Raw genomic sequence first — 22,892 nt, forward strand, 5'->3', positions numbered from 1 at the left:
TATTATTCCCCCGCTCTCTTTAAGCGAGGACTAGTCAATACATAAGCACGCTTTGTTGGTATACCTCTTCGAAGTTTGACTGGCTTATCCTTTCGCAAGTCTACAGATGATTCGTCCAAATACAGATACCCCATTCTTACCCAGTATTCTAATATTGCACCTAATGTATTAGTGTGTGTAATATCAAATACTTCTCGCAAGTACTTAGGCATAATAGCGATTGATTCGCAACCGTACTTCTTGATGCCTTTTTCATCTGCGATGTATACCCCTTGAGAGGTGTTTTCAATATAGCCTTGTTGTGGTTCAGTATCGACATCAATAATACGTTTCGGGAATAACTCGATGTTCTCTTCAATATGCTCTACCAAAAGGTCAAAATAAATTCCCGCTTGAGCATCTGAAATAGCAACATTTATGGACTCTTGAACGTCTTCACTAGCAAGTAGACATGCAATGTCTTCTACTTCTTTATAAGTGCACTCATCTCTTAAAAGCTCAATATAAGACTGGATTTGAGTAAAGCCACTTCGGCTCAGCCCCGCTCTGTTCATTAATTCTAGCTCTATTTTTTTAGCCTTTGAAGAACGTGGGCTCATGAAATCAGCATATTTGTGATAGCTAGGAGCTTGCTCTATATGCCCTTTAATAGAAATGACCAATTGTGTGTGCCCATTCAATTCACCCTTCAAGATTTGGATAGACCACTCTTTTTCAACTACCTGCTTAGCGTTTATCCCCCTTGCATTTAATGGTGGAGATAGCTCGAATTTGGAAATTGCCTGTTGTTCGTGTGTTACTGAATTTTGTTTTTTTGTCATGGTTTCTTAACCGCCTTCTAGTTAGAGCTATAACGACACACGTATCTACCCATTTTGAAAAGGGTCCTTTATCGTTATGCATTCATATAAAGGCTTCTCTCTGGAAAGATCGTTAATTTTATAAGTTTCCCATGAGAAATTTATAAAGTCAGTCTAACTTTTCTCATGCTCACCCTAAAATTAGAAAACTCCCTCGAAAAAAAGTAAAGATGAGTCCAAAATATTTTTAGATGAGTGAGCGAATAAATCCTGCTATCCCACCGCTCGAAGTTTTTCCCTATTTTTTTCGGGAAAGTTATCTGGAAATGCTATATAGATATATTTCCCATAACCGGAAATCTCGATTCACTTAAGGTAGATGTGTATAGAGCTAGGGATTTCTTGAATAGTGGTCTATGTAAAGAAAAACAGGTTACTACACTGTGTTGCCTTGTAGTAACCTGCATCTTATGATTCTCCTATTATTATAAATAGGCTCACTGAAAGTATGACTAGTTTGAAAAAGATCACAAATATTTTATAATTCTTCTATAAAAAGATTCGTTTCGCTTACTTATATATCTACGTAATATTAGGATACTGATTTGACTGATTTGACTGGTTTGACTGGTTTGACTGGTTTGACTGGTTTGGATAGCTTAACTAAAATGAAATGAACGCTACAACGAGTATTCAGATGTATTTAGACTCTCTCCACTTAATATAGTTTAGGTCTCCTTGATACTCGAAAATATATAATTTTCTCTATTAATCTAAAGAATATGACCAATTACATTTCGATATCTATATTATTCTTAGAAAATTTTAATGTTAAGATTTTGCAAGCGTAGATAAATCTATACAGTAAAAGAAGATGCTATTTTTATTGCAATCTTATTGATATTGATTTATCCAATTTAATACAACATTTAATTTTCACTGCTTACAAAGAACAATCATTGCATACAACCACCGTCCATGCACCATCCTGTAATTCCCCAATCTCACCACATATTTCACATACCTGCCCAGATAGTATCTCGTATTTATTTAATATTTCTTGTAGTCCCGTAACCCCATTTTTCATATAAACTCGTAGTAAGCCCTGTTTCTCCTTTATTTCATAGAAGCTTATTTTTTCTAATGGCTCATTTAAAGAGTTATAAAGATTTTCGATTTCAAGAAACATATTCGATATCAGATTAAACCAACCGACTCCTACAAAGCATGGGACTATATCCTTCTGCTCTTTTCCATTATCTAAATCACTCTGTTCAAGCCAAGGAAATCTTTGAAGCAATTGTTCCTCTAAGTCTTCCCTCATAAAAATTAGTTCGTCTGCTATCACTATTTTATCCATAGATACCCCGCACCTTTCTGTATAGTTTAATACTTCAGATTTGTAACTAAAACTTGAAAATGCGATTAGTTACTAGTAAGTCTATCCTACATATTACTTACTAAACAATCACGCTTATTATGTGAAAATACTTAGAATTAAACTCTTAAAACAGGAAAATAATTTAACCTTTACGAAAATTAGAAAGGCTAGGATAAAAAGGTGACAACAATAGTCACCTATTCTTTCATATTCTCCTTTTAGTTAATTAGGAAATATTATTTAAATGTTTTCTCATAACGATGGAAGAATGCCACCGCATGTACTCATATTAACGAACAAGGTTGTTTAAATTTCAGTTGTAAAACCATTGTAACTAGGATCTTGATAACTACAGCTTGAGATACTGTTTTACCGTAGTGCATTGATGCTAAGATACATGCGAAATTACCTCGAGAAATATCATTATCTGCATACCCCCTGCTTTGAAGGATTGTTTGCACCTAAAACTGATAACTTATACTTAAACGCTAGTTGGTAGTTAACTTCACCATACCATATCGTCTTCGGTTTCGTTGCTCTGTGCTCCGTTGGATTGAAATATTAGAGAGTACGATAAAAAAAATCACACTTATACTGTTTAACCCGAATATTTTTAGGTTTTCCAAAAAATAAGTGTGATTTTTTCTATTTGTGAAGAAGAGTTTAAAAAATATCTAGTAATACAAAGAAATTAGTATTGGTGCATGATACAAATTAAGAGTTGTTATCAGAAATTCTCCATATAGATATGGAGTTGGTCTCCAAATACCTTATTTCGGAGTGAAATAAACATGTCTAATAAATTTGAAAAACTAGATAATATCGTAGTTACAGAGATTCTTGTTGAATTTATCAATGAGGTAATACCGGAACTAAAACGTTTAATGGGGGAGGAAAAAGTAATTAGAACTGAAAATCATAAACATTCTAATCAAATGCATAATGTATGGCTTTCCTTAAAAGAAGCTGCTAAATATGCTGGCGTCTCATACAATACCTTTCAAACATTTCGTCAAATGGGGCTTAAAGTATGTGAAATCGGGAACGTCAAGCGTGTATCACGTAAAGAAATTGACAAATTTTTAGAAACTCACAGTTACTAAATTACTTGAGGGGATTTTCTATTAGTAAAACTATATAATATTACTAAGGGATTAATCCTCTCTTATTTAATTATTTGCCCCCGCAAATATCAAAAGGAGGAAGTTAATATTGAAGAAAAAGATATCCCCCGTTAATAGTTACAAGCTGAAAAATGGTGAAACGCGCTACGAGTTTCCAATTTATTTAGGTGTTGACCCGTTAACTGGTAAACAGAAACGTACAACAAGACGTGGCTTTAAAACACGTAATCAAGCAAATATAGCATTAGCTCGTATTAAGTTAGAAATTGCAGATGGCACATATAAGCAAGAACGTGTAGAAACTTATAAAGAGTTATATGATCTATGGGTAAAGCAATATGAAAAAACTGTTGAAGAAAGTACGTTTGTGAAAACAATAGGCATTTTTAAAAATCATATTTTACCTGCAATGAGTTCTTATAAAATTGAAAAAATCACAGTGGATATATGCCAAAAGCATGTAGATGAATGGGCTGGAAAATTAAAGAATTTTCGTATGGTCAAAGCATATGCAGCGAAAGTATTAGATTTTGCAATTAAGCGTGGCTATATCCAAGCAAATCCATTCACGCATGTAGAAACAAGAATTAAACCTAAAAAGACGATTACCATTGATGAAAAGAACGAGAACTTTTATACTCGTGAGCAACTAAATGAGTTTTTAAGTCATTGTGAACAATCTTTACACTACAAATCATTTACTTTACTGCGTTTATTAGCTTATACAGGTCTGCGTAAAAGTGAAGCCTTAGCTCTTACTTGGAATGATTTACACATTAAAGAAAAAGAGCTTTCCATCACAAAAGCAATCGGCAGAGGGAAAAGTGCAAAGCTATATTTAAAATCAACAAAAACTGGATCACCACGAGTAATTAAAATTGATGATGCAACCATCGTAATTTTAAAAGAGTGGAAAAGGATTCAAAAGCAAGAGTATCTTGTTCTTGGTCATAATACAATGAAGGCAAATCAGCTGATTTTTAGTAATACAAATAATGAATACATTCAGCCTGTTCAAGTTCAAAAGTGGATGTATAGTGTGCAAAAGAAACATTCATTGGTGAAAATCACACCTCATGGATTAAGACACACTCATTGTTCACTTCTCTTTGAAGCTGGAGCATCATTAAAAGAAGTACAAGATCGCTTAGGGCATTCTGATGTAAAGACTACAATGGATATATATACACATGTTACAAAAAAAGCTCAAGAAAGCGCGATTCAAAAATTTGCTACCTATCTAGAAATATAAAAATTATAGGATTTAATTTTTGACTACGCTTTTGACTACGTTCGATTGAAGTCAGATGAAATTGTTTGATATAAAAAAAACGTCAAAACCCATATTTATCAAGGGTTTTGACGCTCATTGAAACTCAATGAAATTGTAAAATGGAGACGGCGGGAGTCGAACCCGCGTCCAAAGACTCCAATACTTCAGCTTCTACGCGTGTAGTTTGTCCATTTGCGTTTCGCGTAGCATTATGCCGACAAACAGGCGTCCTGTACGCTAACCTGGAAATCTCTTGCCGGTGACTCAGGTGGCACCATCGACCGTATCCCACTAAAGTTGGGCCCTACGTACTCTACATGGGCGATAGAGAGGCAGAGCGCTTACGAGCTTACGCTGCGAAAGCTAAGTTTTGTTGTTTGCCAGTTATTATATAACTTCCGTTGATGACGGAGCCGAGACCTCCGACGCGCGACCAAAGCTTGAACCATCCCTGTCGAATCCGTAACGTCCCCTTGAATATGATGCGAGGCACGTGGCGTCGATCAAACAAAGAGCTAGAATTGCTTCTAGTACGGTTGAAGAGTAGTACTACGCTTCAATACATCTGGCATTAACAATTCATATTATAAAACAAACCAAGCTTTACTTCAAGTATAGTGCCTTATTTACAGATTGATAGGTCCCCTTTCAATGCCAAAAAAGCATAGCAAATGAAAAACACCTTTTGAAAATTATTAATCAAAAGGTGTTTTTAGGTTATCGTATATCCACACGAATTGGTTCATCAAAGTAAACATATTGTAATTCTGTTTGGCCGTATAGGATAAACGAATCTAATTGAATCTCCTCATCGAATGTGATTGTTGTATACTGTTTTTCTTTATCTTTTCGAACACGGGCTGTATCCCATGCTGTTTTATTGTTCACTGTAATATGCCAGTCGTTAATCGTCGTTGCCTTTGCGTCTGAGGAAATTTCAAGACGTTGGTTGGGTAAGAGCTTTACTTCATATACTGTATCTTTATAAGTAAAGGAGTACGGTAATTGGTCCAAAGTTAGCGGATGTCGGACATTCGTCGGCAACTCAAACTTGGCACCAGTAACAGCTATATAGCCGCCTTCTTTTACACTTGGATAGGCACTAATTGTTTCAGTATGAGCGTAACGATCATTTTGAATATTGACGTTATCTTCAGGCATCGAGCGTTGTAATTTTTGTCCATCAGCGTCAATAACGTCATATAATATTTGTGCATTATAGCCTGCATAAGATTCTTTTTCAGCTAGCGGTAAATCAGCTGTAAACTTTTCTACTTGTTGCTCTACAAATGTTGCCATGTTCTCCGTAAATTTTGTTTCAAATTTGAAGAGAGAGTTTTGTGGTCCATGTTGTGCACGGATAAAGTTTACGTCAACGCCGTCTTTTTCAAACGCAGAACGTAGTGTGACAGTCTCTGTTTGAGCTAACAATTCCTTGCGATCAATCGGTACTTCAAACGTCCACTGACCATCTACGTCATAAATGTGTTGATAGTTAAAAAGAAGTTTAAATTCATCATGTGTCACATTAAATAAGGGGAACTCAAATTTAATTTCATTCATTGATTGCTCTGCAGAATAACTAGCAATTTCACTTTTCCCGCTTGGTAGTACGAGTGCTACATCCCCCACGGTTGCTTCATTGAAGAAATTTTCATCACCATTATAGCCAGATGTCGCTAGAGTCACTGTAATATAAGCATCTGTGAGCTTAACGTCTTTTACTTTTATCGTAATGGGTGTAGAACTAGTTGCTGGCTCTTGCTGCATAGTCGAGAATACTAGAAATAATAATGCGGCTGTGACGAATGCGACTGCTGCAAAAGTTGCTCGCCAGTCTCGCTTTTTTGTAAGTGAAGCCTTTTTCTTTGGTAATTGATTCATCACTTGATTTGTAAATGAATCGTCAACATGTACCGGAGGAAACAGGGAGCTTATTAGCTGTTCGGTTGCAAGTTGTTCATCCAGTAATGCAGAGCAGGTTGCGCATGATTGAATATGCTTGTCTATTTGCATCATTTTGTTATCTTCTATTCGTCCATCGATAAAATCGTGCATTTCTTCAGTTGATAAGCAGTTCATTATTAATCTCTCCCTTCAACATAGCGTTTCTTAGCCTTTTCTTTGTTCTATGCAGTCGGTTTCGTACTTCCGATATTGGAATATTAAGTGTCTCAGCGATTTCTTCATAGGAGCAATTACTGGCATACTTTAGGACGAAAACTTGGTGCGTTTTGTGTTCCAATGTTGCAAGCCATTGCTGAAGTAACTCGTTCTGTTCTTTTTTGATTATTAATACTTCAGGTGTTTCTAATGAGGGCGTTTCCTCAAGTGGTGTTGCATCTTCCTTATGCTTTCTTTTAAAATCAATCAGTTGATTAATCGCGATACGAAAAAGCCAAGCCTTAAAAGAGCCACCTTTAAAATGAAGTAAGTTATCATAGCATTTGATAAATGACTCTTGTGCAATATCTTTCGCCAATTCCTCGTCGTTCGTTTGATATGTTAAATAGCTGACAAGTGGTTGCTTATATGTATCAACAATGATGCGAAAAGCTTGTTGATCCCCAGCAATGATTTTTTGTATCAGCTGCATATCCATGAGACCCACCTCCTTACTTTAACAACGTAAAAACTTTTAAAAAATCTCAAGTAAATGGAAAATATTTTTGTTTTTTAGGTGGGATTCTTTTGTTTCGCGGGTAAATCACCTTACTTCGCGGGTATTCTCCCTCGTTTCGCGGGTAAATCACCTCATTTCGCGGGTATTTCTCTTTATTCCGCGGATAAATCACATCTCTTCGCGGATATTTCTCTTTGTTCCGAGGGTAAATCATCTTACTTCGCGGGTATTTCCCACAATTCCGCGGGTAAGCCTCCTCACCCTCTCAAATACCCGCGAACATCATTGAAAAAAGCTCACCACAACAAGTGGTGAGCCTTCCTCTTAATCTATTAGTATTGATTTTTTGCTTTGAAGGTGCGTTCCATTTCGCGTTTTGCTTCTTTTTTGCGCATGTCGTCGCGTTTGTCGTAGTCTTTTTTCCCTTTGCCGACGCCGATTAGCAGTTTGGCATAGCCGTCTTTAATGTACATTTTTAAAGGGATAATGGTGTAACCGTCGCGTTTGACTGCGCCGACTAGTTCGCCGATTTGCTTTTTATGTAGGAGCAATTTACGGGCGCGTAATGGGTCATGGTTGAAACGGTTCCCTTGGTCGAATGGGCTAACGTGCATGTTGCTAATCCATGCTTCGCCGTTTGTAATTCGAACGTATGAGTCGCGCAATTGGACTTTGCCTGCACGAATAGCTTTAATTTCTGTGCCTGTTAGTACCATGCCCGCTTCAATTGTGTCTTCGATAAAGTAGTCATGTCCCGCTTTTTTGTTTTGTGCTAATACTTTCCCAGTACCTTTTGCCATTTAGTTCACCCTCTATTCAAAGGTTGAGCAGGGCTAGCCTGCTCACGCTGGATTTTTTCATTATTTACGTTTTGTTTTTTTCTTTTTGCCTTTTTTGGCGATGCCTTCGTAAAACTTTTGTTTTTGTTTTACGCCTTTTTTCGGGCCAGGGCTTGAGCTATCTTTGCGTCGGCCACGTGGATCGCGATCGCTGCTGTCACCGCGTTCTCTGCGTTTTGAAGAGTCGCCACGGCTTTGTTTTTCCTCGTCACGGCGACCTCTGCCACCGCCTGAACGATTGCTTCGGCTACTGCGTCCGTCTTTGTTGTCGCTATAGTTTTTGCGTGCATGAATAACAGTAGGTGTGGCTTTTCTTGTTCTTCCATAAGAAGTTACCATTCCGACGATTTCAAAGTCAATTGATGACTCCTCGATAATGACGTTTGCAACTCGTACTTTGACTTCATCACCGATGCGGAATTGGCGGTTTGTTCGTTCCCCAATCATCATCATTTGGCGATCATCGAAGCGATAGTAATCATCCGTCATATTGCTAATATGCACAAGTCCTTCAATCGTGTTTGGTAGCTCGATAAAGATACCGAAGTTTGTAACAGAAGACACAATGCCTTCGAATTCTTCACCGATTTTATCAGACATATATTGTGCTTTTTTCAGCGAGTCTGTATCGCGTTCTGCATCAACTGCACGACGTTCGCGTTCAGATGTGTGGTCGGCAATTTCATCCATTGCCATTGCCCATTGTGCAAGCGTTTCTTTCGACGTATCTTTATTAATTAAGTACGTGCGAATTAAACGGTGGACAACTAAGTCAGGGTAACGACGAATTGGTGATGTGAAATGGGTATAGAAATCTGTCGATAAACCGAAGTGACCAATGCTTTCTGGATAGTACTTCGCTTGTTGCATCGAGCGTAGTAACATCGTCGAAATAACTGGCTCCTCTGGCATGCCTTCAATGGCTGTTAACACATCTTGCAATGCTTTTGGATGCACCGTATTGCCTGTACCTTTAATTAAAATACCGAAGTTCGTGACGAATTCAAAGAAGCGTTGTAGTTTTTCTGGCTTTGGATCTTCGTGAATACGGTATAGGAACGGTACATTCATCCAGTGGAAATGTTCTGCCACTGTTTCGTTGGCAGCTAGCATGAAATCTTCAATTAACTTCTCTGCAACTGTTCGTTCACGTAGTTCAATATCGACTGGCCAGCCATCTTCATCGACGATTACTTTCGACTCTTTAAAGTCAAAGTCAATAGCACCACGTAGTTCACGTTTGCGACGTAAGATTTTCGATAGCTCTGCCATGTTTTTAAACATCGGTACAAGTGGCTCATAGCGAGCAATTAGTGCTTCATCTTGTTCTTCTAGAATTTTATAAACATCTTTGTACGTCATACGCTCTGTCGTTTTAATGACACTTTGGAAAATTTCATGCGCAATCACATTCCCATTGCCATCAATAATCATTTCACATGATAGCGTTAGTCGGTCTACTTGCGGATTTAATGAACAAATACCATTTGACAGTCGATGTGGAATCATTGGGATAACGCGGTCTGTTAAATAGACACTTGTCGCTCGGTCATATGCTTCAATATCAATTACAGAGCCTTGTGTTACATAGTAGCTGACATCTGCAATATGTACGCCAAGCTTGTAAGTACCGTCTACATTTTTTGTCACTGTTACCGCATCATCTAAATCTTTTGCATCTGCACCATCGATTGTAACGATGGTTTCATGGCGTAAATCACGACGACCTTCTAAATCGGCTGGTGAAATTTCATCTGGCACACGTTGTGCAGCAGCGATGACTTCTTCTGGAAACTCTGGTGGAATGTCATGTTTATACAGAATCGATAAAATATCGACACCTGGGTCATTTTTATGCCCTAAAATTTTTGTAATATAACCTGTTGCTGATTTTAAATCTTCTGGCCATGTGGCAATTTCCACGACAACTTTGTGACCATCAACCGCACCTAATGTATCGCCTTTTGCGATAAAGATGTCCATTGGTAGTTTTTTATCGTCCAATACGACGAAGCCAAAGCCTCTATTTGCTTGGAATGTGCCTACAAATGTTGTTTGTCCGCGTTCCACAACCTTTGTCACAGTGCCTTCACGGCGATCGCCAAAGGATTCCTTTAATACTCTAATTAGGACCGTGTCGCCATTGATAGCACCATTTACTTCGTGCGGTGGAATGAAAACATCATCCATCCCTTCAATATCCGGTGTCACAAAGCCAAATCCTTTTGCATGACCGATAAATTTACCACGGAGTAAATTCATGCGCTCTGGTAAGCCGTAGCGATTGGAGCGTGAGCGAACAACTAAGCCTTGCCCTTCCATTCGCACAAGTGTTTTGACAAGCTCCTTAAATTCTTCTGCATCTTCAAAGCCGAATTCGTCTTCGATTTCTCCAACGGTTAACGGTTTATATTCTTCTTCACCGAAAAAATCGAGTAAACGACTTTGTAGTGAATCTTTTTTGTCTGTCATACTATTCCCTCCCTCATATAAAAATCCTTATTCATTTTTAGTGTGCCCAATTTAGCCCTTCTAAAAAACGATAAATATCTTCATGTAGTTGATCTTTTTCTTGATCTAATGTAATGACATGTTTTGAGTTTTCATACCACTTGATATACTTTTCTAGTGACTCAGTTTGATTATATATAATGTTGGCAGATTCTGTCTCTATAACCTCATCATTTGTCGCTTGTACGACAAATATAGGGGCATAAATCATATCAATTTCTTTTCGAGTCTGCGCAATAAACTCACGAAGTTCTTGTAATGATGGCATCCCTTTGTCAGCAATTAACGCCACTTCTGCATCAATTTCCGCTTCAGTTTTACCTTCAAATTTTTTATAGTCTTTTGCATATTTTAAGACACCTTCGAACATTACATCTGTTGTTCGCATGGTCATTGGTGCACACATTGTCACGATACCTTGTACAGGATTGTTAAGCGCTACATTTAAAGCCATCACACCGCCAAGTGATAAGCCTGCCACCGCAATTTCTTGATAGCCAGCATCTTGTAATTGTTGGTAGGCCGCTTTGACATCTTGCCACCAATCAGCTGGACCTGTTGTGATGAGTTCTTCAGGTTGCACACCGTGGCCTTTATAATGCGGCGCTAATGTAGTATACCCTTTTTTCTCTAAAAATCTACCAAGCATACGCACATCTGCCGAGCTACCTGTAAAGCCGTGTAATAATAACACGGCACGAGGGCCTGCTTGAAAGAAAAATGGCTGTGATAATGATTTATTCATTTGCAAGTTCTCCTTCACTGTAAAACATCTACACTCTATTATAGCCATATCCATGATACATTGGCTTATTTTAGTGCATATTTAGTATAATTCATACCTATTTAACTTCGTTTGTCTATGTACATAATATCAACATTACGCTTTGAACTAAAAGATAAAAGAAAACGCCCAACCATTCGAGGTTAGGCGGCATATCTTCAACTATTATAGTTTTGCAATCGCAACTGCTAAAATAAAGAATAAAATAGATAATACAATTGTTGTACGGTGAAGAATTAAATCCATACCACGTGCTTTTTGCTTGCCGAATAGTTGTTCAGCTCCACCCGAGATGGCACCTGACAAGCCTGCACTTTTACTAGATTGTAATAAGACTACGACAATCAATGCTAATGATACGATAATTAAAGCTACTAATACTGCTGTATGCATACACTGCACCTCCCGAACTTTGAAACATCACAACATACTATATTATAACAAATAAAGGTTCTCATGACAAACACAGAATATAGAGTGCCAGGCACCGAAACAATTCTGTAAACTCCTGCGAGAACGCACGTCAGTGCCAGGCACTCACACAATTTTAGCACTCGCCTAAAAAAAATTGCCTCTAAAAGCACATTCATGCTTTCGAGGCAATTTTCATAAAGGAACGGCTAGTACTAGCGATTCACCTTATTTTAAGTTATAGAAAGAGTTTAAACCAAGGTATTCTGATGTTGCACCAAGTTGATCTTCGATGCGAAGAAGTTGGTTGTATTTCGCAACGCGGTCTGTACGAGATGGCGCACCTGTTTTGATTTGACCAGCATTTGTCGCAACTGCGATATCAGCGATCGTCGCATCTTCTGATTCACCAGAACGGTGAGAGATAACAGCTGTGTAACCAGCGCGTTTCGCCATTTCGATTGCTTCGAATGTTTCTGTTAATGTACCGATTTGGTTTACTTTGATTAAAATTGAATTACCAACGCCTTGCTCAATACCAGCAGCTAATTTTTTCGTATTTGTTACGAATAAATCGTCTCCTACTAATTGAACGCGAGCGCCAATGCGATCTGTTAATAATTTATGACCAGCCCAGTCGTTTTCATCTAAGCCGTCTTCGATTGAGATGATTGGGTATTTAGCCGTTAACTGTTCATACCAGTCCACCATTTCTTCAGATGTTTTGACAACACCTTCACCATCTAAATGGTATTTGCCGTCTTCTTTATTAAATAATTCAGAAGAAGCAACGTCCATTGCTAATTTCACTTCTTCACCAGCTTTGTAGCCAGCTTTTTCGATAGCTTCAAGGATTACAGTGATTGCTTCTTCGTTCGAACCAAGGTTCGGTGCGAAACCACCTTCATCACCTACAGCTGTGTTGTAGCCTTTGTCTTTTAATACTGCTTTTAAGCTGTGGAAAATTTCAGCACCCATACGTAATGCATGACGGAAGTTTTCTGCGCCTACTGGCATTACCATGAATTCTTGGATGTCTACGTTGTTATCCGCATGAGCACCACCATTTAAGATGTTCATCATTGGTACTGGTAATTGTTTTGAGTTGAAACCGCCAAGATATTGATAAAGAGGTACATCTAAATAATCTGCTGCAGCATGTGCAACTGCCATTGATACACCTAGGATTGCGTTCGCACCTAGTTTACCTTTGTTTTCTGTGCCATCTAGCTCGATTAAAGCTTTGTCAATTACTACTTGGTCAAGAACTGAGAAATTACCTTCTAATTCTTGTGCAATAATTGTGTTGACATTTTCGACAGCTTTTAATACACCTTTGCCTAGGTAACGTGATTTGTCACCATCGCGTAATTCTACCGCTTCGTATTCACCTGTAGAGGCACCTGATGGCACGATTGCGCGACCGAAAGCACCTGATTCTGTAAATACTTCAACTTCTACTGTTGGGTTCCCACGTGAGTCTAAAACTTCGCGCGCATAAACTTGTGTAATAAATGGCATAACTAATTCTCCTCTTTTTCGATTAATGATTTCCCTGTCATTTCAATAGGTTGTGACACCTCTAATAATTCTAACATGGTTGGCGCCAAATCGGCTAAAATGCCACCATTTCTTAACATTAAATTTGGTTTTGTCACAATTACTGGAACAGGATTTGTTGTATGAGCTGTCATCGGTTCCCCTTCTAACGTAACAACCTCGTCAGAGTTACCGTGGTCAGCTGTAATAATAGCTGCACCGCCTTTTGCCAGCAGAGCATCTACTACTTTCCCAAGACATTCATCCACTGCTTCAATTGCTTTGATTGTTGGCTCTAACATGCCACTATGTCCCACCATATCGGGGTTCGCAAAGTTTAGAAGGATGCCATCAAATTTATCGGCTGCAATCTCTGCAAGCAATGCTTCTGTTACTTCGTATGCACTCATTTCAGGTTTTAAATCGTATGTTGCGACCTTTGGAGAAGCAATTAAAATACGTTCTTCACCAGCGAATTTCTCCTCACGACCACCACTCATAAAGAATGTAACATGTGGATACTTTTCTGTTTCTGCAATACGAAGCTGTGTTTTCCCATTAGAGGCTAACACTTCACCAATCGTATTTTTTAAGTTGTCATTTTCATAAGCAACTTGCGCATTCACTTCATCACTATAATGAGTGAACGATACGAATTTTACATTTTGCGGGTGTTTTGCTGACAGCGCAAAACCGTCAAATGTTGGATTTGTAAATACTTTTGATAATTGAATCGCACGGTCAGGTCGGAAATTAAAGAAAATAACCGCGTCATTATCTGCAATTGTCGCAACTGCTTCACCATGTTCTTGAACACTAAATGGAATAACAAATTCATCGGTTACTTCACGCTCATAGGACTCCTTCACACCAGCAATTGCACTGTCCGCTGTTTGTCCTATACCATCCACCAGCACATTGTACGTCAATGCTACACGATCCCAACGCTTGTCACGGTCCATCGCATAATAGCGACCATGAATTGAAGCGAATTTACCAATGCCAATAGAAGCCATTTGTTTTTCAGTTTCTTCAATATAGTTGATTGCTGTCGTTGGACCTACATCACGACCATCTAAAAATGCATGTACAAATACTTCATCTACGCCTTGTTCCTTCGCTAGCTTTAACAGCGCAAACATATGCTCATAATGGCTGTGAACGCCACCATCTGATAGTAAACCCATTACATGTAGCTTCGACCTATGTGCTTTTACATGCGCAACAGCATCTAAAAATGCTTGGTTTTTAAAGAAGTCTCCTTCACGAATCGACTTATTTAAACGTGTTAAGCTTTGATAGACGATACGACCGGCACCAATATTTAAGTGCCCTACTTCAGAGTTCCCCATTTGACCGTCTGGCAACCCTACTGCTTCACCTGCTGCTGTTAATGTTGCATGTGGAAATTGATTCCAAAAACGATCGAAGTTTGGTTTCTTTGCTTGCGCAACTGCATTTCCGAATGTTTCATCACGAAATGCAAAACCATCTAAAATAATTAATGCTACTGGCTTTTTAGGCATTTGCTGCCGCCTCCAATAATTTTAAATATGATTCGGCTTGTAAGCTCGCACCACCGACTAACGCACCATCGATATGCTCTTTTGATAACAGTTCTTCAATATTATCAGGCTTTACGCTACCGCCGTATTGAATACGAACAGCCTGTGCTGTTGCGGTATCGTATAATTTTTCAACAACTGCACGAATAGCACCACATACTTGGTTGGCATCTTCTGCCGTTGCTGTTTTACCTGTGCCGATTGCCCAGATAGGCTCATAGGCAAGTACCATATGCTCCACATCCTGTGCGGCAAAACCGGCAAGGGCTGCTGTAATTTGACCAGCTACCTTTTGCTCTGTCGTGCCAGCCTCACGTTCTTGCAATGTTTCACCACAGCAAATAATTGGCACGATATTATGTGAAAGTGCTGCAGCCACCTTTTTGTTAATCGCTTCGTCTGTTTCGTTATAATACTCACGACGTTCGGAGTGACCTAAGATAACATAGTCCACAGCAACGCTCGCAAGCTGCGACGGGCTAATTTCGCCGGTAAACGCCCCTTCATTTTCGTAATGCATTGTTTGTGCGCCAATTGCTAATTCAGATTCACTAGCAATTTGCACAAGCGTTGGTAGGAATAGTGCCGGTGCGCAAATAACTGCATCTACGTTGTCATTTGAAGGTAGTTTATCCTGCACAGCTTCGACAAACTGTATTGCCTCTTCAAATGTTTTATACATCTTCCAGTTACCTGCAATAATTGGTTTACGCATCGTTTATGCCTCCTATCTATTATGTTTGCTAAAAAGATTACTTAATAAACGCTATTATTTATCGTTTAATGCCACAATGCCAGGAAGCTCTTTGCCTTCCATTAATTCAAGTGAAGCACCGCCACCTGTCGAAATGTGATCCATCTTATCAGCTACTTCGAATTTTTCTACTGCTGCTGCAGAATCTCCGCCACCGATTACCGTGTAACCAGCAGTTGTTGCCATTGCCTCTGCTACAGTTTTCGTACCATTTGCGAATGGTTCCATTTCAAATACGCCCATTGGTCCATTCCAAATGATTAACTTCGATTTTTTAATCACCTCTGCATAATGCGCAGCTGTTTTCGGTCCAATATCAAGACCCATCCAATCAGCAGGAATAGCATCAACATCGACAATTTTTGTCTCTGCATCTTTCGAAAATTCATTTGCTACTACCGCATCAATTGGCATATGTAACTGCACGCCTTTTGCCTGTGCTTTTTCAATGAAAGATTTTGCTAGTTCAATTTTATCTTCTTCTAATAAAGATTTACCGATATCATGACCTTGCGCTTTAATGAAGGTAAATGATAGTCCCCCACCAATAATTAAATGATCGACCTTTTCAAGTAAGCTCTCAATCACACCGATTTTATCTTTCACTTTTGCGCCACCAATAATGGCTGTGAAAGGACGCTCTGGGTTTGATAATGCTTTACCTAACACATCTAATTCCTTTTGCATAAGGAAACCTGATACAGCAGGAACATGCTTAGCAATACCTTCTGTTGATGCATGTGCACGGTGAGCAGCACCGAATGCATCGTTCACATAAACGTCCGCAATTTTAGCAAATTGTTCCGCTAATGCAGGATCATTTTTCTCTTCACCCGCATGGAAGCGTACATTTTCAAGCAGAACGATATCGCCGTTTTGCATGTTCGCGACAGTTGCTTCTACGTCTTGACCGATGGACTCGTCTAATTTAGTAACAGGCTTGCCAATGATTTCAGCTAGGCGAATACCGACTGCTGTTAAACGCATATCTTCTTTAACTTCACCTTTAGGACGACCTAAATGAGATGCTAAAATCACCTTTGCCCCTTGTTCGACTAAATAGTCAATCGTAGGAATGGCTGCACGAATACGCGTTTCGTCTGTGATAACCCCATCTGCCATTGGTACATTAAAATCAACACGTACGAAGACGCGCTTACCTTTTACATCAATATCTTTCATTGTTTTCTTATTTAACATGAAGAAACCCCCTTCAAAGTTTGTAGTACGGACATAATAAAATGTGCTTCACCCATCTTGGCTATTCACATTTTGAATTGGCGAATAACAGTTTTGGTAACAAGATTTTTCGAGTATGCTTGTAAAATTCCTTTGCTTATCGAATGGCAAAATGTCCAAGCAAGTGAAAGTATACCTTTACCAATTTTAATAGTAGCAAAAGTACCGTTTGATGTCTTGCCCAAGCCAATCTAACATCTCCTATATCTGTGTACGTTATAACAAGCCATGCGCTAAATATATTTATTAAAAAAAGGAGTAAGGGTACATCCCTTACTCCTATTACCCTTGTATATTATATCTTTTCGATATTATAAAGGCTATACTATTTTTGCGTAAAAAGCGGTATTATGTCACACTTTTTACTTCAAATTGCGAATTATGACACTTATTTATGATTTAACCCTTGTTGAGCAATGTATAATGCAAGATCCATTAAACGAGTAGAGTAACCAATTTCGTTATCGTACCAAGCAAGAACTTTCACCATACTATTTTCTAAAACCATTGTAGAAAGGCCATCTACTGTTGAAGAATGATGATTACCATTGTAATCAATTGATACTAATGGTAGTTCATTGTAGCCTAAAATACCTTTTAGCTCATTTTCTGAAGCTTCTTTTAAAGCGGCATTAATAGACTCTTTTGTAACATCTTCTTTTAGTTCTACCACTAAATCCACACATGATACATTCGGTGTTGGAACACGCATAGAAAATCCATCTAGTTTACCTTTTAATTGAGGTAATACTTTAGAAACCGCTACTGCAGCACCTGTAGTTGTTGGAATCATTGACACTGCCCCTGCACGCGCACGACGCGGATCAGAGTGCGGGAAGTCAAGGATGCGTTGGTCGTTTGTATAAGAATGGATTGTTGTCATCATACCGCGTTCAATGCCAAATTTTTCATCCAAAATTTTGGCTACTGGTGCAAGACAGTTTGTTGTACAAGATGCATTTGAAATGACATCGTCTGTTTTTGGATTGTAATCCTCATGATTCACACCCATTACGAATGTCGGCATATCTCCTTTAGCTGGTGCAGATAAAATGGCTTTTTTAGCACCTGCTTCAATATGCTTCCCTACATCTTCCATTGAACGGAATCGACCTGTACATTCAAGCACAACATCTACACCAAGCTCGCCCCAAGGCAATTGCGCTGGATCTTTTTCAGCGTATACTTTAACCGTTTTTCCATTCACGACGAAAGAATCTTTATCTGCATTTACATCAGCATCATAGATACCATGTACAGAATCGTATTTTAATAAGTGTGCAAGCTGACTAGCATCTGTTAAGTCATTCACTGCAACTACTTCAAATTCATCATGCTTCATTGCTTCACGAAATACTAAACGACCAATACGTCCAAATCCATTAATTGCTAACTTTAATGCCATTGTCAATTCCTCCAATAATGTTTTCATTGATTTATTTTTACAGTAAACGTTCAGCGATTGCCTTTGCTGCAGCTTCATCTGTTATAAGTATCGTCTGCTTCGGTGCTACCTTAAAATAAGATAGCATGGCATTCACTTTTTGTTTGCCTGCTGCCACCGCAATAATATGCTTACATTTTTCAACTTGTTCAAGTTGAATACCAATCGTGCGAATACGATGCACAATTTGTCCTTCGGCATTAAAATAATAGCCGAATGCTTCACTAACAGCACCTTTTTCTTCGAGAATACGTAAATCTTCGGCAGATGTATTACGACGGATCGCCATTTCTTCAGCAGAGCCGATACCATGAATAACGCAGTCAGCACGGTCATAGTAAGCCATTATTTCTGTTACCATAGGCTCTGTTAACATCGCTTGATAAGCCTGTTCACTTAAATGCTCTGGTAAAAATAATGTACGATGCTGGGCATCCATTTGCATAGCGAACGTAGCAACCAGTGTATTGGCCTGCATGTGCATTTCATGACCGATACCACCACGAGCAGCAACAAATGTAATGTTTTGCTGATGATCGACTGGTTGTAAAAACTGCGCTAAGGAGGCAACTGATTTCCCTCCAGTAACAGCCACTACTTGCTCATTGGCAATAGTCGAAAGAAATTGCTGTGCCGCTTCTTTTCCTAGCAATGTTAAAACGGTTTCGTCATCGTTGTAATCACCTGGTACGACTAGCACATGTTGCAACCCTAATTGTTGTTCGAGAGCTTTGCCTAGTTGAGTAAGGCCCGACCATTCATACACTAATACTCTTAACTGTTCAATCACTAATTCACCATCACTCGTACATACCATACCCGACTTTTGGGAATCTAATAACCCTTGCTCACGTAAAATATCTGTTTCTTTACGGATTTCACGTTCTGTCATTTTTAGTGACTCTGCAAGCGTTCGTCTGCCAATTGGTTGCATCAGCTGTATCGATTGTAGAATACGATATCTCGATTGTAGAAGCGGATTCATTTCCGGAAGTAGTCTTCGCTGTGCCTCAGGTACAGTTAACATATCTATCTACTCCCTTTCACTTACAGTGGGTCGTTTTTCGTCCCGATGCATTAAATAATGTCCCACTTACAATTTAATTATAATATGCTTTATAAAAAAGAGCAAGTAATTAATGGTATGAGTTGCTAGTACAACCTTTATACATAGCGACACCCATTATTAGGAAAGTAAAAATGCCACGCTGTCTGTTTTGGTGGCAAAAAAAATCTCGCAATCATCCATTATGATTGCGAGATGGCTTGGTTCTTATTTAGTGAAAGATAATACTGCGTTTTTCTTGAAGCCTGCTAAAGCTTTTGTAGCTTCCGTTTTGTTTGTGTATTCAAAAATACGAACGTCCTTTTGTTCAAATACTGTAATAACCCACATAGTCAAATCTCCCTTTAAGTTTATTTTTGTAATATAACAACCACGTAAAAATGTGGTACTTTTTCTAAACTGTTTTATAACAACCTTTACTTGATTCTTATTCTACTCCTATTTTTTAAAAAAGAAAGCTTTGTGTGAAGGTCTTCACAAACTGTTCATATTCATAACGCTTTCATTGAACAATTTGTGAATAACGTGCATTTTCAGGTTTAAAATAAAAAATTCGTTATTCTCTCGACTAGAGAATAACGAATTTTTTCGCTTTATTTATAACCTTTTGCCTCATTCGATTTTACTTCATTTAGTAAATGGTAATTTTGTTGGCTAAATAGCTATGCTTTTCTCACGTAATGGCTCTTTGATTTGTCACAAACGTTCCATTAATGTTACATAATCTAAATTGCCATACTGTATAACTTCTCCATCCTTTTCCACTACTGGTATCATCAGCATATATTTTTCATGTATCGCTTCATCGGTTTCAATATCGATCATATCAATGGTAAAACCTAACTCTTCTTGAACAAGCTTTAATGTGCGTAATCCTTCCACACAAAGCTCACAATGGGAACGACTAAAAAATTTCACGTCCATTTTACCAACCCCTTTACTTTATGGTGCCAGGCACGCAAACAATTCGCAAACACTTTCGATTTACATGTGATTTTGGCGTAACTATTTATCTTTATTTTAAATGAAAAAAGACTGTGCAAGGTAATTTTTGCACAGTCTCATCGTTTGTTATTTTTTTAAATGGCTGTCGAAGAATTTAACCATTGCATTATAGAATTCAATGCGGTTTTCTTCGTTTTGGAAGCCATGCCCTTCATTTTCTTTAAGCATGTACTCTACTTCCACACCTCTAGCACGCAATGCTTCTACGATTTGATCAGATTCTGCCTGATTAACTCGTGGATCGTTTGCACCTTGCGCAACAAATAATGGTGTTTTAATTTTATCAACATGGAAGACAGGAGAAGCTTCTGTTAATAGCTCTTTGTCTGTCTCTGGATGCCCTACACGCTCATAGAACATGTTACGCATTGTTTCCCAATAAGGTGGGATTGTATCAAGCAATGTGAAGATATTTGATACACCAACATAGTCAACTGCCGCAGCATATAAATCAGGTGTCTTCGTAATACCAGCTAATGTAGCATAACCACCGAATGATGCACCATAAATACCGATGCGCTCAGGGTCCGCGATGCCTTGATCGATTGCCCATTGCACGCCATCTGTAATATCATCTTGAATTTTTAGACCCCATTGCTTATTACCAGCTTGTAAAAATTCTTTTCCGTATCCAGTTGAAGAACGGAAATTCACTTGCAGCACAGCATATCCTCGGTTTGCAAGAAGCTGTACTTCTGGGTTAAAGCCCCACATATCACGTGCCCATGGACCGCCGTGTGGATTCACGATAAGTGGTAAGTCTTTTGCTTCTTTGTTTTTCGGTAATGTTAAATAACCGTTAATTGTCAGTCCATCTCGGCTCTTATACGAAATTGGATGCATTTCAGCAAGTTCTTCTGACTTTAACCAAGGACTTAATGTTGCTAGTTCTGTCATTTCATTTGTTGTTGAGTCATAGTAATAATATTTGCCGTACACAGTGTCACTTGACACGCTGACGATAAACTTAGTCATTTCTTTATTGTAGTCATTGATACCTAGTTCGCTTTCTTCAACACCTAGTTTGTTTTGAATTTTGCGGAATAGTTTCTCAAAATCTTCATCAAAGAATTGGTAATGTGCTTTATCAGTCATATAAGCACCGTATAAAATTTTATCTTTTTCACTATTATATAATACGCCTGCAACGTCTACTTCATCGTTCGACATAATCACTTCTTCTTTACCTTCAAGATCGTATTTCACTGCTTGTACTTTATCTCGACCTTTATTTGAAGTTGCGTAAATATATTTATTATCTTTAGAGAAGGCAAGTGGATTTACTTCATCTCCTGCCGCCATTTCAATAAATGGTTTGAATTCATCTTTTTCTGTTTCTCGGTATAAAATTGTACCTTCTACACCATCTGAAACGACAGCGATACGAATATTGCCATCACGGTCCGCTACCCAATTCGATACGTTCCCAGGATTTTTTGCAACATGTTTTGTTTCGCCTGTTTTGACATTAAGCTTGTACACATCGAAAACTTTCGCATCTTCTTTATTCATCATAATTAATATTTCATCTTTAACACCTTGTAAATTACTTAATACGCCTACAGTTACCCCAGGATAAGGTGTTAAATCTTTTTCTTCTTTCCCATTAAATGAAGATGAATAGATATGGAAGTTCTCATCGCCGCCTTTATCTTTGGCATAAAGCAATGTATCGTCTTTCCAGAAGAATCCTGAAATATCACGATCTTTTGAACTTGATACACGAACAGGTTCACTATCGTCATTCATTTTCTTTACAAATACATTCGAACGAGATTCCCATGCTGAAGCAAATGTAATGTAATTACCATCTGGCGACAATTGGTAACCGAAGTTTCCTGGATTTTTCATAAAATCCTCTACAGAAATTTCTTTTACCCCTTCGTTATTCGTTCCGTTTTTGATCGTCTTAAAAGTTGAAAAGATTTTAGTAGCATCTTGTTTTGAAATGGTTTCACTATTTTCAGAGATACCTTTAAATAAGCCTAGCTTATTCGCTTTTTCCAAATAATCTGCTAATGATGCTTCTTTTTCCTCTTTATCAAGAGCTCTTACTAAAATTCGAGCAACTTCATCACGTTTAATGGCCGTACTTAAATTTTGTAATTCTCCCTCTTTAACCCACTTATCCATGATTTCTTGACGCATTGCCTCTGACCCATGTTGGAATGTTAAAGAAGTCACAGCCAATTCAAGAAATTCTTTTGCTGTTAGGCGCTCCTCTTGTGCAACAATCACATTGCTCGTTTCATTTGCAGCTCGTACTTCCTGAATGGAAACAGGATAGACAACAGAAGCTGTTAAAATGACCGCTAAAGATGCTGACAAAAATCTTTTTTTCAAAATGATTCCTCCTTATATCAGTGTGCGTTATATCGTTAGTCGATACAAAGAAATTATAACAAATCTAGTTTTTTTGTCAATAAATGATAAAACTTATTTAATTATCCTCTTTATCCAAATTAAAAAGACTCTTCGTATGAAGAAGAGTCTTTTAGCTAGTAAATTATTTTATTACGAAAACGTGTCAATCC

Annotated in this window: 19 protein-coding genes and 1 other RNA gene; 2 read left to right on the top strand and 18 right to left on the bottom strand. The window is 38.3% G+C overall.

The window, feature by feature from the left end:
• Positions 1-2: 2 nt before the first annotated feature.
• Together MKY08_RS18135 and MKY08_RS18140 are read right to left on the bottom strand one after the other, a co-directional pair.
• Complete coding sequence (locus MKY08_RS18135) at positions 3-821, bottom strand: hypothetical protein (protein WP_069514477.1); 819 nt, start codon at positions 819-821, stop codon at positions 3-5.
• Between the two features lie 922 nt (positions 822-1,743).
• A complete protein-coding gene (locus MKY08_RS18140) occupies positions 1,744-2,160 on the bottom strand; it encodes a hypothetical protein (RefSeq protein WP_069514480.1) in 417 nt (138 codons plus the stop codon).
• A gap of 812 nt (positions 2,161-2,972) precedes the next feature.
• Here MKY08_RS18140 and MKY08_RS18145 point away from each other — a divergent pair.
• Together MKY08_RS18145 and MKY08_RS18150 are read left to right on the top strand one after the other, a co-directional pair.
• Positions 2,973-3,284: a helix-turn-helix domain-containing protein gene (locus MKY08_RS18145; RefSeq protein WP_256093282.1), complete on the top strand. Its 312-nt coding sequence runs from the start codon at positions 2,973-2,975 to the stop codon at positions 3,282-3,284.
• 109 nt (positions 3,285-3,393) lie between these two features.
• Positions 3,394-4,557, top strand: a complete 1,164-nt coding sequence (locus tag MKY08_RS18150) for a site-specific integrase (RefSeq protein ID WP_305143797.1) — start codon at positions 3,394-3,396, stop codon at positions 4,555-4,557.
• A 138-nt stretch (positions 4,558-4,695) separates the two neighbouring features.
• Here the strand turns inward: MKY08_RS18150 and ssrA are convergent.
• From ssrA to MKY08_RS18230, 16 genes are all read right to left on the bottom strand, one after another.
• Positions 4,696-5,051, bottom strand: a transfer-messenger RNA (tmRNA) gene (ssrA, locus tag MKY08_RS18155).
• Positions 5,052-5,295: 244 nt separating this feature from the next.
• A complete protein-coding gene (locus MKY08_RS18160; RefSeq protein WP_069514486.1) occupies positions 5,296-6,660 on the bottom strand; it encodes a hypothetical protein in 1,365 nt (454 codons plus the stop codon).
• On the bottom strand, positions 6,641-7,180 hold the full coding sequence (locus tag MKY08_RS18165; protein ID WP_069514489.1) for an RNA polymerase sigma factor: 540 nt from the start codon (positions 7,178-7,180) through the stop codon (positions 6,641-6,643). Before MKY08_RS18165 ends, MKY08_RS18160 begins: the two co-directional genes overlap by 20 nt.
• A gap of 353 nt (positions 7,181-7,533) precedes the next feature.
• Positions 7,534-8,001, bottom strand: a complete 468-nt coding sequence (gene smpB / locus MKY08_RS18170; protein WP_024363920.1) for an SsrA-binding protein SmpB — start codon at positions 7,999-8,001, stop codon at positions 7,534-7,536.
• Between the two features lie 60 nt (positions 8,002-8,061).
• Entirely contained in the window at positions 8,062-10,512 is a 2,451-nt protein-coding gene (rnr, locus tag MKY08_RS18175) for a ribonuclease R (protein WP_069514492.1), read from the bottom strand.
• 37 nt (positions 10,513-10,549) lie between these two features.
• Complete coding sequence (locus MKY08_RS18180) at positions 10,550-11,296, bottom strand: carboxylesterase (RefSeq protein ID WP_024363918.1); 747 nt, start codon at positions 11,294-11,296, stop codon at positions 10,550-10,552.
• A gap of 204 nt (positions 11,297-11,500) precedes the next feature.
• Positions 11,501-11,728, bottom strand: a complete 228-nt coding sequence (gene secG, locus MKY08_RS18185; protein WP_024363917.1) for a preprotein translocase subunit SecG — start codon at positions 11,726-11,728, stop codon at positions 11,501-11,503.
• 246 nt (positions 11,729-11,974) lie between these two features.
• Positions 11,975-13,267 carry a phosphopyruvate hydratase gene (eno, locus tag MKY08_RS18190; protein ID WP_024363916.1) on the bottom strand — a complete coding sequence of 431 codons (1,293 nt, stop codon included), beginning with the start codon at positions 13,265-13,267 and terminating at the stop codon, positions 11,975-11,977.
• Positions 13,268-13,269: 2 nt separating this feature from the next.
• Positions 13,270-14,811, bottom strand: a complete 1,542-nt coding sequence (gpmI, locus tag MKY08_RS18195) for a 2,3-bisphosphoglycerate-independent phosphoglycerate mutase (RefSeq protein ID WP_069514495.1) — start codon at positions 14,809-14,811, stop codon at positions 13,270-13,272.
• Positions 14,804-15,565 carry a triose-phosphate isomerase gene (gene tpiA, locus MKY08_RS18200; RefSeq protein ID WP_069514498.1) on the bottom strand — a complete coding sequence of 254 codons (762 nt, stop codon included), beginning with the start codon at positions 15,563-15,565 and terminating at the stop codon, positions 14,804-14,806. The genes gpmI and tpiA overlap by 8 nt, the downstream gene beginning before the upstream one ends.
• A 54-nt stretch (positions 15,566-15,619) precedes the next feature.
• On the bottom strand, positions 15,620-16,804 hold the full coding sequence (locus MKY08_RS18205) for a phosphoglycerate kinase (protein ID WP_069514501.1): 1,185 nt from the start codon (positions 16,802-16,804) through the stop codon (positions 15,620-15,622).
• A 427-nt stretch (positions 16,805-17,231) separates the two neighbouring features.
• Positions 17,232-18,248, bottom strand: coding sequence for a type I glyceraldehyde-3-phosphate dehydrogenase (gene gap / locus MKY08_RS18210; RefSeq protein ID WP_069514503.1), 1,017 nt, complete (start codon positions 18,246-18,248; stop codon positions 17,232-17,234).
• A 37-nt stretch (positions 18,249-18,285) separates the two neighbouring features.
• Positions 18,286-19,314: a sugar-binding domain-containing protein gene (locus MKY08_RS18215; RefSeq protein WP_069514507.1), complete on the bottom strand. Its 1,029-nt coding sequence runs from the start codon at positions 19,312-19,314 to the stop codon at positions 18,286-18,288.
• A gap of 246 nt (positions 19,315-19,560) precedes the next feature.
• Positions 19,561-19,683, bottom strand: coding sequence for a hypothetical protein (locus tag MKY08_RS18220; protein WP_255313811.1), 123 nt, complete (start codon positions 19,681-19,683; stop codon positions 19,561-19,563).
• A gap of 366 nt (positions 19,684-20,049) precedes the next feature.
• Positions 20,050-20,277: a glutaredoxin family protein gene (locus MKY08_RS18225; RefSeq protein ID WP_069514510.1), complete on the bottom strand. Its 228-nt coding sequence runs from the start codon at positions 20,275-20,277 to the stop codon at positions 20,050-20,052.
• Between the two features lie 147 nt (positions 20,278-20,424).
• Positions 20,425-22,701, bottom strand: coding sequence for a S9 family peptidase (locus MKY08_RS18230; RefSeq protein ID WP_069514514.1), 2,277 nt, complete (start codon positions 22,699-22,701; stop codon positions 20,425-20,427).
• Positions 22,702-22,892: the final 191 nt, after the last annotated feature.

Origin of the sequence: Lysinibacillus sp. FSL M8-0337 (assembly GCF_038593855.1) — a bacterium.
In the GTDB taxonomy this organism is placed as follows: Bacteria; Bacillota; Bacilli; order Bacillales_A; family Planococcaceae; genus Lysinibacillus; species Lysinibacillus sphaericus_D.